This is a genomic window from Burkholderia sp. AU38729 (genome assembly GCF_020419725.1).
In the GTDB taxonomy this organism is placed as follows: domain Bacteria; phylum Pseudomonadota; class Gammaproteobacteria; order Burkholderiales; family Burkholderiaceae; genus Burkholderia.
The window spans coordinates 476,382-491,548 of the sequence record NZ_JAIZQO010000005.1 but is presented as its reverse complement, the minus strand read 5'-3'; the positions used below and the strand labels follow the sequence as shown (position 1 = coordinate 491,548).

General features: G+C 63.7%; 12 protein-coding genes. 8 read left to right on the top strand and 4 right to left on the bottom strand.

The window, feature by feature from the left end; all coding sequences use genetic code 11:
- Positions 1–8: 8 nt before the first annotated feature.
- The 3 genes from LGM56_RS16790 to tssB all read right to left on the bottom strand — a co-directional run bounded on the left by LGM56_RS16790 (position 9) and on the right by tssB (position 4,561).
- Positions 9–2,348: a type VI secretion system Vgr family protein gene (locus LGM56_RS16790; RefSeq protein WP_226205810.1), complete on the bottom strand. Its 2,340-nt coding sequence runs from the start codon at positions 2,346–2,348 to the stop codon at positions 9–11.
- A 76-nt stretch (positions 2,349–2,424) separates the two neighbouring features.
- A complete protein-coding gene (gene tssC / locus LGM56_RS16785; protein WP_226205808.1) occupies positions 2,425–3,975 on the bottom strand; it encodes a type VI secretion system contractile sheath large subunit in 1,551 nt (516 codons plus the stop codon).
- A 73-nt stretch (positions 3,976–4,048) separates the two neighbouring features.
- A complete protein-coding gene (gene tssB, locus LGM56_RS16780) occupies positions 4,049–4,561 on the bottom strand; it encodes a type VI secretion system contractile sheath small subunit (RefSeq protein ID WP_089497482.1) in 513 nt (170 codons plus the stop codon).
- Between the two features lie 577 nt (positions 4,562–5,138).
- On the opposite strand from tssB, the gene tssK reads away from it, so the two are divergent.
- From tssK to tssE, 6 genes are all read left to right on the top strand, one after another.
- Entirely contained in the window at positions 5,139–6,488 is a 1,350-nt protein-coding gene (gene tssK / locus LGM56_RS16775; RefSeq protein ID WP_226205806.1) for a type VI secretion system baseplate subunit TssK, read from the top strand.
- A complete protein-coding gene (locus LGM56_RS16770) occupies positions 6,488–7,243 on the top strand; it encodes a DotU family type IV/VI secretion system protein (protein ID WP_226205804.1) in 756 nt (251 codons plus the stop codon). The genes tssK and LGM56_RS16770 overlap by 1 nt, the downstream gene beginning before the upstream one ends.
- Positions 7,240–9,018 (top strand): OmpA family protein, encoded by a 1,779-nt coding sequence (locus tag LGM56_RS16765; RefSeq protein WP_226205802.1) that lies wholly within the window; start codon positions 7,240–7,242, stop codon positions 9,016–9,018. The genes LGM56_RS16770 and LGM56_RS16765 overlap by 4 nt, the downstream gene beginning before the upstream one ends.
- A gap of 94 nt (positions 9,019–9,112) precedes the next feature.
- A complete protein-coding gene (locus LGM56_RS16760; protein WP_089497485.1) occupies positions 9,113–9,598 on the top strand; it encodes an Hcp family type VI secretion system effector in 486 nt (161 codons plus the stop codon).
- A gap of 94 nt (positions 9,599–9,692) precedes the next feature.
- Positions 9,693–12,401 carry a type VI secretion system ATPase TssH gene (gene tssH / locus LGM56_RS16755; RefSeq protein ID WP_226205801.1) on the top strand — a complete coding sequence of 903 codons (2,709 nt, stop codon included), beginning with the start codon at positions 9,693–9,695 and terminating at the stop codon, positions 12,399–12,401.
- On the top strand, positions 12,398–12,820 hold the full coding sequence (tssE, locus tag LGM56_RS16750; protein WP_226205800.1) for a type VI secretion system baseplate subunit TssE: 423 nt from the start codon (positions 12,398–12,400) through the stop codon (positions 12,818–12,820). The genes tssH and tssE overlap by 4 nt, the downstream gene beginning before the upstream one ends.
- Positions 12,821–12,830: 10 nt before the next feature.
- Here tssE and LGM56_RS16745 read toward each other — a convergent pair whose 3' ends face one another.
- Complete coding sequence (locus LGM56_RS16745) at positions 12,831–13,616, bottom strand: NAD(P)H-dependent oxidoreductase (RefSeq protein ID WP_226205799.1); 786 nt, start codon at positions 13,614–13,616, stop codon at positions 12,831–12,833.
- An 86-nt stretch (positions 13,617–13,702) separates the two neighbouring features.
- On the opposite strand from LGM56_RS16745, the gene LGM56_RS16740 reads away from it, so the two are divergent.
- On the top strand, positions 13,703–14,596 hold the full coding sequence (locus LGM56_RS16740) for a LysR family transcriptional regulator (RefSeq protein ID WP_226205798.1): 894 nt from the start codon (positions 13,703–13,705) through the stop codon (positions 14,594–14,596).
- A gap of 164 nt (positions 14,597–14,760) precedes the next feature.
- Positions 14,761–15,165 (top strand): DUF2471 family protein, encoded by a 405-nt coding sequence (locus LGM56_RS16735; RefSeq protein ID WP_039344831.1) that lies wholly within the window; start codon positions 14,761–14,763, stop codon positions 15,163–15,165.
- Positions 15,166–15,167 lie beyond the last annotated feature (2 nt).

Here is a 15,167-nt window from a genome sequence, read left to right as displayed (position 1 = left end):
AGTCGGGCTTACTCCGAGAATCCGAAATTCAATGTGCTCTTCACTTCGTTGAGCGGCGCAGCGGACCACGTCGGGAATTTGAAACTCCCGCCGTCCGCATCGTTCACTGTCAGATTGCCTTTTAGCTCGATCTCGCCCGCAGGACTCCCGAGAACGATCTTTCCGCCTGACAGCTTGATATAGGCACCCGAACCGTCACCGATCGTGACGCCTTTTCGCCCGGTTATCGTGATTCCGCCATCCGACGAACTCATCTGCATGTCCCGCATTGCCATCAGTTCCATGCCGTCGCCTTGCGCCTGAATCTGGACCTTGCCCTTTGCTGCGAAGAGTCGAATCCCGAGCTTTGCCGCGAGGAACGAAATCGCCTCACCGGCCGCCACCGTGATTCGCTTCATGACGCCGAGGTCAAATCCGTCGCCCGCTGTGACGAACATCTGCCTGCGAGCAGCGACCTGAACGTGCTGCCCACTTGCGATGCCAACACCTTCGGGTGCGCTTGCAACAATGACGGGCTTCTGGAGACGGCTCAGCTTCTTCTCGATGAGCTCGCGTTGCTGATTGGCCTCGGCTTCGAGTGCCTTTGCTGCGTTCGCGGCGTCATTGAGCGAACGCAGAATTTCTTCGGCCTGCGCGAACGTTGCGTCCGCGTCTTGCATCGCAAGCTGATCGCCGGCCGCGCCTGGTTGTGCCTCGGCCGATACGAGCACGCCGTCTGCTGCCCGAATCGACGCATGTCCGTAGGTAGCGAGTTCGGCTCCCTTTCCTCGCGCCTTACGATCGGTGTCCACCATGAACCCGAGATTCAACTGACTGGCCTGGAACGGCGTTACCAGGTGGACATGCTCGTTGCCCTCCTTATCCTCCATCCGCAACTCATTCTGCGCAGCCGTCCGAATAAGGTTTCGCGTATGGTTCAGGTTGTTGACCAGATCCGAATGCACGCTGTCATGCATCGCGCCGATGATGACCGGCCGGTTCGGATCGCCGTCCGTATGGACAATCGCCACTTCTGCCCCGTCGATCAACGGAAAGTGATGCCCGTAGTTGTCACCGCTATAAGGCTTCGCAAACCGCACCGGCCGGCTCGTCCCACCCGGGCTCCATTCGTCAAGATCGAACGGCAGCTTGATCACGTACCAGCCCTGTTCGGTCAGATACGCATACTTGTAATTGCCCGGCGACGTAATCCGCGCCGGAAGAATCCCGTCGACCACCGGCCGCGAAACCGAAGCCATCGACGTGCGCCACACACGATCCGACGGAATCCCTTCGAACGCCACCCAGTACGACTCGTTACGCCCGCCGTGCGATTCAACCGATGTAATGAAAACCCCGTGCTTCGCATCAGCCGGATTCGGCTCGACCCGCATCACCTCGCCGGCTTCGAGCCAGAACGGATTGCCCGTCCCCTTGAATGTAATCTGCTCGGCCAGATACGCTTCATGCCTCAACCGAGCAACCCGCTTCCCCTCTTCGGGCGTCTCGTAATGCTCGCCCCAGTGGTAATCGACGGCATTCGTCGTCTTGTCGTCGCGCGCCGTGTTTTCCTCGACCAGCAGCGATACCCCGGCCTGCCGATGGTTGTAGTCATGCAACCGCACGGCCTCCGGCACACGCTTCATCTCTCGCCCGAGCGCCTTGATCGCATCGGCGCCAACACTTTCGAGCCCCGAGTCACGCCGATATGGCACCGTGCGCTGCTTGCGCGCATACGCATCCAGATCGTCGCCGAACACGACCACCGCGCGATCCTTCTTCTGCTCCCAGCGAAACCAGATCCCCTCTTCCGCACAAATGCGCTGAATGAAGGCGAACGTCGTCTCGTGATACTGCGTCACGTACTCCCGACGCTTGTACTGCCCACGCAACTGAAACTGAAAATCGACACCCGCGCGATACCCGTAATGCCGCAGCGTGTCGGTCACGATCTCCTCGACCGACTGCTTCTGAAACAGCCGGCTGGTCACGCCACGATCGAGATCCGCCAGCGTCGGTTCCAGCACGACCCGGTAGCGCGTCTCGTCCGCCGACGTCCCAAGCTCGTCGAACTGCGTGATGACACCGTGAACCGTATAAGCCATCGGTTTCGCACTGAACTGCGCCGCATTCTCTCCGAACATCTTCCGCAGGTAATCCATGTCCGGATCGACCGGATCGGCAATGAACTTTGCCGGCCGACCCAGCACCTGGTTCATCGGAATCCCCGCTGTCGGGCTTGTGAATTCGATCTCGTATCGATAAAGCTGGCTCACGCGGTCCAGCCCGGTGAACTTCAGGATCGAGAAAGGCGCCGGATGCGGCGCCAGCTTCAATTCATAAGCCTGCGTAGGCAAAATCATCGACATCGACTCTCTCGGTTGCGCAACCACACGCCGCCGGGACAACAATCGTCACCCCGGCGGATCCTGCTCAAACGTCAGATCAGTTCTTGGCCTTCGGCATCTGCGACACGAGCGACAGCCCGATATCCATCCCTTCGACCTGGAAGTGCGGGACGATGAACAGCTTGATCCGGAAGAAGCCCGGGTTGTCCTCGATATCCTCGACCGTGACCTTCGCCTCGCGCAGCGGATGCGACGCCTGCAACTCGTCGCCCGGATCCTTCATCTCGGTCACGAGCCCCTTGATCCAGTTGTTCAGCTCGAGTTCGAGCAGACGGCGATCCTTGGTCGTGCCGATGTTCTCGCGCTGGATCAGCTTCAGGTAGTGCGCGATGCGCGACAGCAGGAAGATGTACGGCAGCCGTGCATTGATGCGGCTGTTCGCGGTCGCTTCCTTGGTCTCGTACAGCGCCGGCTTCTGCGCCGAGTTCGCGGAGAAGAAACACGCAAAGTCGTGGTTCTTGTAGAACGACAGCGGGATGAAACCGAGATTCGCGAACTCGAACTCGCGCGTTTCCGGGATCAGCACTTCGGTCGGGATCTTCGGCTGGTAGCCGGTGCCGAGGTCGTACAGGTGGACCGGCAGATCCTCGACCTTTCCGCCCGCCTGCGGCCCGCGGATCTGCACGCACCAGCCGTTGCTCACGAAGCTGCGCACCATGTTCGCCGCGAACGCGAATGACGCATTCATCCACAGGTACTTGTCGTGATCGGGGCCCTTGACAGCCTCCTCGTAATTGAACGCTCGCACCGGCGCCGTGTCCTTGCCGTACGGCAGACGGCCGAGCACGCGCGGCATCGTCAGACCGACGTAACGCGCGTCGTCGGTATCGCGGAAACTCTTCCACTTGATGTATTCGGCGCGATCGAAGTAGTTGCCGATGTCCTGGATCGCCGCGACTTCCTCCATCGACTGCTTGCCGAAGAACGCCGGACCGACCGAGCCGATGAACGGCATGTGCGCCGCGGCCGCCACCTTCGAAATGTTGCGCAGCAGTGCGACGTCCATCGGCGAATTCGCGAACTCGAAGTCGCTGATCATCGCGCTAATCGGCTGGCCGCCCGGTGTGTCGTATTCCTCGATGTACGTCAGGCGGTACAGGCCGCTCTGGATCAGTTCCGGTGTATCTTCGAAGTCGCGCTGCAGCGCATCCTTCGACACGTCCAGCACTTCGATGCGCGCGTTCTTGCGGAAATCGGTGCGGCTCACGAGCATCTTCAGGCCACGCCAGCGCGCTTCGAGCGCCTGGAATTCCGACGTATGCATCACGGCGTCGAGCTGACGGCCGATCTGCCGGTCGATCTGGCCGATGTGGAAGTCGAGCAGCGATTTGTCGAGGCGATCCACCGGCTGGCTCGCCTTTGCGACGAGTTCGAGGAACGCGCCCATGCCGCGCGCGATCCGTTCGTCGGCCGATGCCTCGGACAGCATGTCGTTGTCGCGGAACGCCTCGAGCGGGCGCGCCTCGCTGATGGGCCTCAGGTTGATCTTGCTGCACAGCGACGCATAGACGCTGTCGATATCCCCGTGCGGGGCGTCCAGCACGACGGTCTCGGTCGCGCCGCTCTGCTGGGTTTCAGTGGGTTTCATCTCGGGTCCTGTCTGCGATCGAATCGCTACGATGTTGCGGAATGCGCTGAACGCGCGTTTTGCCCAGCGGCGTTCACGCATGCCCTTCCGGCTGCGTCGCGGCGGTCGCGATCTGCGCGAGCTCGCCGCGCAGCTTCGCGGACAGGCGGTCGTCCTTCAGCACCTTCTCGAACTCGCGGCGGAATGTGCCGTTGTCGAGCAGATTCGATTTCAGGTCGCGCAGCAGATTGCGCATCGCGAGAAGCGCCTGCAGTTCGGGAATCTGGCGCGCCACCTGCTCGGGTTCGAAGTCCTTGATCGACCGGAACGACAGGTTGACGGGCAGTTCCGAACCGTCACCGGCCAGCGTGTTGTCCGCGACGATCTTGAGATCCGGCGCGTAGTCGGCCAGCACCGCATCGAAGTTGTTCTTGTCGATGTTGACCTTCTTGCGCTCGGCCAGCGGCGCCTGTTCGCGCCCGGCGCTGAAGTCGCCCGCCACCAGCAGCTTCAGGGGCAGCTCGACCTTCTTCTGCGCCCCGCCCGTATGCAGATCGAGGGTGATCGACACCCGGCTCTTCGGGATCTCTCGCTGAAAGCTATCCAATTCGTTCTCCTTATCTCAGGAAGCTTGAAGACTCCGCGACACGCACCCACGACCACGGATGCTCCGTCGTCCGCATCGCCCATGCCGAACCCCGCAACGTGCATCGACGGACGACCGAGTCGGATATTCGCGGCCCGATATCCGACTCAGGCGGCAGAAAATATCACGGCCTTTATCAACGAGTAAACCAGAAACACAAAAAATCGGAAATTAACGACGAGACGATTTTTTATAATGAGACTGGTCCTATTTTTTGCCCGACCTCCCGACGTAACCCGAAGCGTGCGCACACCATCTGCGACCGCTATCCAATAAAATTTATACCCCCATACAAGCAATTGATTTTCATAAATAAATTCGAACACAACAAGGTCGAAGAATCTTGATAAAAAGCCGCATCGCACAACCCGAACGCCGAAAATCATACTCACCCCCCATAATCTCAAAATAAATTCATCATTTATCTCAATTTAATAGACACGATTTACAACAAATTCCAATTACCCGGGGTATACGAAATCGCAAAACGATGTATAGAATCGGCGCCTCATAATTCCTGGATCATTACGACCACACCATGCGGATCGACAAACCGCTCTGGCATGAAGGGCTGATTCTTACGCAGCAGCATTTCCAGCAGCAGGAACGCTGGAACGGGTTCGCGCTGCAACAACTGGCTTCGGCGATTGCCGTTGAGCCGTGGGGAACGCTCAACGTCGACGTCGACGAAGAGGCTCTCGCCGCCGGTCGCCTGAAGCTCACCCGGCTGCAATTGCGTTTCCCCGACGGCACGCCGATCGACACGACCGTCGCCGATGCGTTGCCGCCCGCGCGCGACCTGGCCAGCGAAATTCCTGTCGATGCCCAGACCATCGACGTGCTGGCCGCGCTCGCGCTGCCCGATGCGAACGGCAACAACTGCCGCTTCGACGAAACGGCGCTTGCCCGCCCGCGGCGCGCGTATCGCGAATTCGTCAAGGTGACAGACCTGAACGGCGCAAGCGAAACCGAAATCGCCGCCGAGCGCCACGCCGTCCGGTTGCTGTTCGGCTTCGAGTCGCACGCGGACGACACGGCATGCGCGATCGCACGACTGATGCGGACGACGAGCGGGCAGTTCCAGGTCGATCGCCGATATGTCCCGCCTTGCCTGACGTTATCCGGTCACGCGCTGCATATCGAGCGCGTCCAACGGATCGCCGATATCCTCGCCGCCAAAAGCGCGATCCTCGGTGCACGCCGCAGCGAGCGCATCGAGCAGGTGGCCGAATACGGCGTCGCCGACGTCCAGCTCTTCTGGCTCCTGAACTGCATTCATCAGGCGTGGCCGCAATTGCGCTTCCTCGCGTCGCACCCGGGGCAGCCGACCGATCGCCTGTACCAGGTACTCACCCAATTGGCCGGCTCGCTGACCACGTTCTCGACGCGTGTCTCGCTGACTGATATTCCCCCCTACGATCATGCGAGCGCCCATGACGTGTTCACAACGCTCGAATCGCTGATTCGCGATCTGCTCGACGCGATCATCCCTTCGCGTGTCGTCTCGATCGGGCTTTCGCATACGACGCCGACCACCTGGGTCGGACAGTTCCTCGACGAGCGCATCGTCGAGGGCGCGGCTGATTGGTATCTGTCCGTCAACGCCGCACTACCGGCATTCGAGCTCGTCGAACAGTTCCCGCGCCTGTGCAAGATCGGCGCACCGGACGACGTCCAACACATCGTCAATTCCGCCGTGGCGGGAATTCCGCTCAAGGCTGTGCAGCGGGTGCCCGGCGCCATTCCGGTCCGGCTGGACAACCACTATTTCGCGCTCGATGCGCACGACGCCGCGCATGCGAGGATGCTCGCCGCGCGTGCCTGCCAGATCTATCTGCCGGCGTCGGTTCCCGACGCGTCAATCGAACTCTATGCGGTGCTGCGCTGATGAACACCCTCGTCTCCACGCGTCACGAAGCCGCGCTGCTTGCGCGGGAGCCGTCGTCCGGTCACTCGCCTCGAGCGCCGATACGTGCGCTGCTGCGCGATACGGCGCTGCTCGTCTCTCACCTGTCGAACGGCGGTCAGGTCGACAACCATGAGAACCTGCGTCGGCAATGCCTCCGGCTCGTCGCCCAGTTCTCGACAGCGCTCGATGCGCAAGGGATTGCCGCTGACGTCCGGGACGATGCCGTCATCGCCCAGTGCGGGCTGATCGACGAAGCCGCCCTGCGGTATCTGCCGGCCGCCAGCAAGGGGGACTGGGAGTCCCGACCGTTGCAGGTCGACCGATTCGGCACGCACGACGCCGGCACGCGCATTTACGAGCGACTCGAGTTCCGGATGCGCGAACCCGCACCGAACGTCGACTTGCTCGAATGCTACGCGGCCGTTCTCGGTCTGGGATTCCGCGGCCGATACGCCGCCCGCTCGGGCGCATCGGCAGACGCGCACGACGGCGAAGCGAAACGTCAGGCACTGATCGCCGCACTGGTGGCGCAGATAGATCAGTTGCGGCCGGCCACGCGGCCGGGCTTCGTCACCGATCGCTCGAACACGCGTCTGATCGACCGTCTCAGAAGCCTGTCGCCATGGGCGATCGCGGGAACGGCCTGCGTGATCGCGATACTCGTCTGGTTCGCGTGGGATCGCATCCTCGATGCGGAACTGGCACAACTCGTTCAGAAAGTGAAACGGCCGTGACTTTGGACACCACGCTCCCGCCTGCCGCCACCCACGCCGATTCCGATGCGGCACGCGCGGCCCTGTCGGGCCTGGGCTATCCGCTACGCACGGTCGTGACGCTGTCCGCGGCACTGGCGCTGGCCGTCATCGGATGGGTGTTGCCCGTCGATCGCGGCGTCATGTGGGGATGGGTGGCAATCGTCGTCGCACTCTCCGTGCTGATCCTCTGGCGGCATTCGCGCAGATTGACGCGGGCTCGCGAACGGAACGTACACGTGATCGCGCAGCTCGGCGCAGCGACCACCGACCTGCCCGTCGCTCTGCGCACGAGAATGCCGCTCGCCCTCGTCACCGGTGACGGCCTGCCGGCCTTGTTCGATCGCGATGCGGCAAGCTCGCGCTTCGTCCATGTCGGCGACGGTGCAATCTGGTTACGCGCAGATCGGCCCCAGGATCTCCCCAGGCTCGCCGTCGCGGTTCGCCAGTGGCGGGACGGCCATGCGCCGGATTGCGTCGTGCTGTCGGTCGCGCCGGGCCTTCATGCGAACGACGATACGCTGTCGCAGTCGCTGCGCGTGATCCGTCAGGCCGTTGCGGATGCGTCACGCATGCTTGGCACGTCGCTGCCGGGCTACGTCGCCCTCTATCAGCGACTCTCGAACTTGGATGGCGCGACGATGTCGGCGGCCGGTGAATCGGCGGCCCATTGGTATGGCATGTCGACGGGATCTGCAATCGTCGATCTACACCGCTTCGACGCCGCAATCGACGCAGCCGAGTCGGATGCGCTTCATGCCGACGGAAGCCTGGCGGTCGCGGCGCGCGCCGCCGGAATCGCCTCGATGATCGGGTGGAGCCGCCGTGTCGTGTTCGACCCGCTGACGGATCGACGCCAGCCCGCCTCGCCCTGGCCGCTGTTCGGCGCCGGCTGGATCGACCATGGCCCGGCAACGGGCCCCGGCAAACCGTGGGAACGTGAAGTACGCAGCCTGACGGGTATCGCTCCCGCTGCCCTGCCTGCGTCGCCGCTGCCCTGGCCCTTGCCGCAGCCGCTGATCGACGCGACGCCACGCCGGTCGTGGCGATCGCCGCGCATCACCGCCGTCGCGCACGTCATTGCGATCGTTGCCTGTGCTGCGATCGCCGCCATCTGCGGCGCCGGGAAGAACAACGAGGCGTTGATGGCTCGCATCGGCGAGCACCTCGAACGCTACAACGGTATCCCTGCCACGCAGGACGCGGCAAAACGCGACGCGCTCCGAGTCCTTGCGTCGGATCGCGATCAGCTCGACCGGTACGCGCGTGTCGGCGTTCCGCTCCGGCTGTCGTTCGGCACTTATCACGGTACACCGCTGCTGCCGGTCCTCAACGAAGCCATCGCCTCGTATGAACCGCCCCTACCGCCGCCCGCCGTCGTCACGCTGGACAGCATGTCGCTGTTCGACAGTGGCAAAGCGCAGCTCAAGACGGGCACCACGCGCGCGATGGTCGATGCGCTCGCACTGATCAAGGCGCATCCCGGCAAGCGCGTGCTCGTCGCCGGCTATGCGGACGATCAGGGCCGGCCCGATCGCAATCTGAAGCTGTCGATCGATCGTGCGTCGGCCGTGCGCGACTGGCTCGTCGAGGCATCCGGCATCCCACCGACACAGTTCGCGATCCAGGGCTATGGCGATACGCGACCGGTCGCGGATAACGCCACACCGGAGGGGCGAGCAAAGAATCGTCGGGTCGAGATCACGCTCGTTCCCGATACGCCGGTGCCTGCCGTCCCGACCGGTGCCGCGAAGTAATACGCGTTTGGGTTCCCGAGGCGGTCGCCTCGGGTTTGTCAACGCCGGAATCCGATTCCGGCGATTCGTAGTACGAAGAAGAAGGAGTGAACAAATGGCAATTCCGGCCTACATGTGGCTCAAGGACGACGGCGGTGCGGACATCAAGGGTTCGGTGACCGTCCAGGATCGCGAGGGTAGCGTCGAACTGGTTGCATTCGATCACGGTGTGCACATTCCGACTGACGGCAATACGGGCAAGCTGACCGGCACGCGCGTGCATAAGCCGATCACGCTGACGAAGGAGACGGACGCATCGACGCCGTACCTGTACAAGGCTGTGACGAGCGGCCAGACGCTGAAGTCGGTCGAAATCAAGTGGTACCGGATCGACGACGCGGGCAAGGAGAAGGAATACTTCAACACGAAGCTCGACAACGTGAAGATCGTCGCGGTGAAGCCGAAGATGCTCGACATCAAGAACCCCGACTACGAGAAGCACAACCATCTCGAAGACGTGGAACTGCGTTACGAGACGATCACGTGGGCGTACAAGGACGGCAACATCATCCACAAGGACACCTGGAACGAACGTTCCTGATGTGCTGACCGGCTGGCGGAATCCGGCGCGCGTGCGCGACAGGATTCCGCCGCTTTGCGCGCCCGCCCGCTTCCCTTCCTGATCCGCTACCGACATGACGCCGCCTCTCCGGGACGCCTCCCATCTCATTCGTCGCCTCAATCCCCACTGCACACGCGCGCTCGAGGCCGCCGCGAGTCTTTGCCAGACCCGGCTCGCCGACGAAATCGCGGTCGAGCACTGGGTGCTGAAGCTGATCGAAGCGGACGACGGCGACATCCCCGCCCTTCTGCGACACTACGACCTCGATATCGATGCCGTCTGGGATGCCATGATCGATGTGATCGACCGCATGCCACGCACGTTGCGCGGCATGCCGTCGCTGTCGCGACAGCTCGCCACCGTGATCGAGGATGCGTGGGCGCATGCAATGGCCGACGATCCCGGCGGCGCCATTCGCTCCGGGCATCTGCTGCAGGCCATCGTCGATGCGCCATACGTGCTGCGCACCCAGCGGGCGTGGCCACTGCTGTCGATCTCCAGCGTGCAGATCCGGCGCGTGCTGCCCCGGCTCGGACGACGGTCCTGCGAAAACGCAGTGGATGAACCCGTATCGACGCACGAAACCGACCCGGTCGACAGGTTGCCCACCGAAGGAACGACGACGTCGGCCCACGCCGCACCACACCCGCCCGCGCGCGCGATCGAGCATGACGCGCTCGCCCGCTTCGCACTCGATCTGACCGAAAAGGCGCGTCGTGGCGAGATCGACCCCGTCTTCGGACGCGACCGCGAGATCCGGCAGATGATCGACGTGCTCGCGCGCCGCCGCAAGAACAATCCGATTCTGGTCGGCGAGCCGGGCGTCGGCAAGACCGCGCTCGTCGAAGGGCTCGCCTTGCGCGTGGTCGGCGGCAGTGTGCCTGACACGATCCGTGGCACGCGCATCCTGACGCTCGATCTCGGCTTGCTGCAGGCCGGGGCCGGCGTGAAGGGCGAATTCGAGCAACGACTGAAGAACGTGATCGACGAGGTACGCGCTTCGACGACGCCCATCCTGCTGTTCATCGACGAAGCGCATACGCTGATCGGCGCGGGCAACGCGGCGGGCGGCGCCGATGCGGCCAACCTGCTGAAGCCGGCGCTCGCGCGCGGCGAGTTGCGCACGATCGCGGCCACCACGTGGGCCGAATACAAGGAATACTTCGAACGCGATGCCGCGCTCGAGCGGCGCTTCCAGGTCATCAAGGTCGACGAACCCGACGACGAAGCTGCCTGCCTGATGCTGCGCGGGCTTGCGAGCCGCTACGCGAAGCATCACGACGTCCACATCCGCGACGAAGCGATCGTCGCGGCCGTGCGGCTGTCGCGCCGCTACATTCCAGCCCGGCAGCTGCCGGACAAAGCCGTCGACCTGATCGATACGGCCGCCGCACGCGTGAGGATGGCGCTCGACGTACCGCCTGCGGAACTGCAGCAGGCGCGCGCCACACTGGAGGCGCTCGAACTGGAGCGCGCCGCACTCGATGCGGACGCCAGCGCCGGGATCGTCGACATCGCCGAGCGGCGCGCCGCGATCGACAGGGAACACGAAGACATGCGCGACACCGCCGATGCGCTGCTCGGCCAGTACGCGCGGGAACAAGAACTTGTCGGCAACTTGCGCGCCCTCCGTGGCGCAACCGATCAGGCGCCCGACCCGGCAGCCGTTTCCAACGCGCTCGACGCGTTATGGACCGCTCAGGGCAAAGCACCCATGATCTCTGCCGACGTCGATGCGCAATCCATCGCGCGAGTCGTCGCTGAATGGACGGGCGTGCCGGTCGGCAATCTCGTCGAGGACGAATTGCGCAGCCTGCTCGCGCTCGAAGCGGCGCTCACCACACGCGTGGTCGGACAGGATGATGCGATCGGCGCGTTGGCCGAGAGCCTGCGCACGGCCAAGGCAGGCCTGAAAAGCGAACGTGCGCCACTCGGCGTGTTCCTGCTGGCAGGGCCGTCCGGCGTCGGCAAGACCGAGACCGCGCTGGCGCTCGCCGATCTGCTGTTCGGCGGCGAGGCCGCGCTGACGACCATCAACCTGTCCGAGTACCAGGAAGCGCACACGGTGTCGCAACTCAAGGGCTCGCCGCCCGGTTACGTCGGCTATGGACGCGGCGGCGTGCTGACCGAAGCAGTGCGCCAGCGCCCGTACAGCGTCGTGCTGCTGGACGAGGTCGAAAAAGCGCATCGCGACGTACTCGACATCTTCTATCAGGTGTTCGACCGGGGCACGATGCGCGACGGCGAAGGGCGCGAGATCGATTTCCGCAACTGCGTGATCGTGATGACGTCCAATCTCGGCAGTGTGGAAATCGACGACGCGACAGCCGACGGCGCGTCGATTACGCAGGCAGGCCTGCGAGAGGCCATTCACTCGCAACTGGTCGCGCACTTCCAGCCGGCGCTGCTCGCACGCTTCCAGACGCTCGTCTACCGGCCGCTCGACGCCGCCGCGCTCGCGTCGATCGTGCGCATCAAGCTGGGCAAGATTGCCCGGCGCCTCCATCGGCAACATGCCGTGACACCGACGTACGCCGACGACCTGATCGAATCGATCGCGCAACGCTGCGTGTCGCGGCAATCCGGCGCACGCAGCGTCGACGCGTTCCTCAATCAACGCGTGCTGCCGGTTGTCTCGCACGAACTGCTTGCCCGGATGGCTGAAGGGGTCACGCCGAGTGAAATCCTGCTGTCGGCAGCGCCCGACGGTACGATGACAATCGATTTCACCGACGTACCGCGGGCCATCAATGAAGGCGCAGGCCAACGGAGCCATCGATGACCGCCGGCCCGTCCCTCTACGACATGCTGCTTGGCCAGATCGGCGGCGAACCGATCGGCGCATACGACGACCGCACACTCGAATGCCTGAGCGTTCAGCAGAACGTGCGCCGCATTCTCAACACGCGGGCAGGCGCGCTGAAACACCTGCCCGACTATGGCCTACCTGACCTGACGAACATCTACAAGGCTCTGCCCGCGTCGTCGCATTTGCTCAAGCAGCAGATGGAGGCGACGCTGCTGAAGTACGAGCCACGCATTCGCGCGATCGACGTCGGAATCGTCGATAACCGCGATCCGGGCATCTTCGTCAGCTTCGAGATGACCTGCCACCTGAAGAACGCGGGGCTCGTGCGTTTCGGCACTTACTTTGAACCGCCCGGTCGCCTGCGCATCGAACGGTACGTCGCCCGCTCATGATCACGCGCGATCAGCCCTCGTGCGCCAGATGCACCGCATACCCCGCCTTCCCCGGCACGATCCCGTCCTTCAGCGTCAACGCCGGAATCTCGTAATCGCCCGCATTCTGCCGCCGGAACGGAATCGGCTGCGTGGTCCACAGTTCATCCAGACGCTTGCCGAGCGCCGCACGCGTTTCGTCGAAGCGCGCGTCGTTCATCTTCCCCGTCCGGTAGATCACGAACGGCGGCAGCACGTCGAAGCCCGGGTAATACAGCATCCCGTGCTGGATCGGGAACAGCACGTCGTCGATCGGCCCGTTGATGCCGCGCGGGCTGTAATGCGACTCCCACCCGCCTGCCGTGACGATCACCATCGCGCGCTTGCCGGCAAGCGAACCTTCGCCATAGCGATCGCCCCAGTGCGTATCGGAATGCTCGCCCACGCCGTAAGCGAAGCCGCACGCATACACGCGCTCGAACCAGCCCTTCATGATCGCCGGCATCGAGAACCACCACAGCGGGAACTGCAGGATCACCGCGTCGGCCCACTTCAGCTTCTCCTGCTCGCGTGCGATGTCTTCGCTTTGCGTACCCGCCGCGAACGCGCGCTTCGAGTCGAGCGACGGATCGAACCGCGCATCGGGCGCACGATCGGTCACGTCGTCCGCGTCGAACGCCGCCTTCCAGTTCATCGCATACAGGTCGGTCAACTGCACCGTGTGGCCGGCCGCTTCGAGATGGGCGACGGAGAAGTCGCGCAATGCGCCGTTCAGCGAACGCGGTTCGGGATGGGCATAGACGATCAGCACATTCATGTTCGGTACTCCGTTGATTGAATGACTGCAGGATGCCGCCGCCAACGGTATATTTGAAATGAATTCCTGATATTCCAGGTATAGCCATGAACAATCTCAGACGACTCGATCTCAATCTGCTCGTCACGCTGGACGTACTGCTCGCCGAGCACAACGTCACGCGTGCGGCCGAGAAACTGAACATGTCGCAGCCGTCGGTGAGCGTGCAATTGCAGAAGCTGCGCGACGTGTTCGGCGATCCGCTGCTGCTGCCGGGGCCGCGTGGAATGCGGCCGACCGCGCGCGCGGAAGCGCTGCGCGAACCGTTGCGCGATGCGCTCGAAGCGGTCGAGCGTGCGGTGATTCCGGCCACGCCGTTCGATCCCGCGACCGCGACGAACACGTGGCGCGTGGCCGCGACCGACTACGGCGAATCGACGATCGTGCTGCCCGCGCTGAACACGCTGCGTTCGGCCGCGCCCGCCACGCGCCTCGCCGTGGTCGAGCTGGTACCGCCGCGCATCGAGCAGGATACCGAACGAAACGGCATCGATCTCGTCTTCCATATGACCGAAGCGTCGCCGCCCGGCATGCGACGCTTGCCGCTGTTCACCGAGCGTTACGTGCTCATCGGCCGTGCCGGGCACCCGAAGCTGAAGCGGCGCCCGACGCTCGCGCAGTTCGGCACGCTCGAGCACGTGATCGTGTCGCCCGACGGCGGCGGCTTCTTCGGCGTGACGGACGAAGCGCTCGCGAAGGTGGGCGCCACGCGGCGCGTCGTGCTGTCGGTGCCGCATTTTCTGTTCGTGCTGTCGGCGGTGGCCAGCACCGATCTCGTCGCGATGGTGCCCGAGCGGCTCGTGCGCGACGTGCCCGCGCTGCGCGTGGTGGCCGCGCCCGTCGACGTGCCCGGCTATGAAATGTCGATGCTGTGGCACGAACGCGTGCATCGCGATCCGGCGCATCGGTGGTTGCGGGAGACGATCGCGGCAGCGGTGTAGATCGGTCGCGTGCCCGGGGCGGCCGCCCGCTTCGATCGCCATCGCACGAAATCCTTCATCCGGGGCTTGAAACCGCGCCAAACACTGTATATATTTACAGTGCTTTTGCACCATTTGACCCGAATTCCGTCATTCACAGACGAACGGACTTTTGTGAGGCGACCATGTTCCAGGCATCCGCATTCGATCCCGAGCAACCCGGCTTCAACCCCGTCCACTTCGAGCGCGCCGCGCAGCGGGCGGTCGTCGATCTGCAGCGAGTCGCGGGCGGCCCCGCGCAGCGGGCGCTCGGCCTGCGGCGCCGCACCCATCCCGCGGCCGTGCGCACGATGAGCTGGCAGGCGCTGCTGAACGTCGAAGAGCTGGCATTCTCGAATGCCGGCTTCCTGAGCCGCAACGATCCGGCCGTCGTCGACGCGTTCATCCGGCTGCGCGACAGCCGCCTGGTCGCCGCGGATGTCGAGGAGCCGGTCGACTGGCGCCGCGACGATGACGACCTCCCGGCCATCTACCTGATCGTCAAGGCGATGCTGGAAGCGGAAGAGGAAGAACGGGCCGAAGCGGCCTGAGC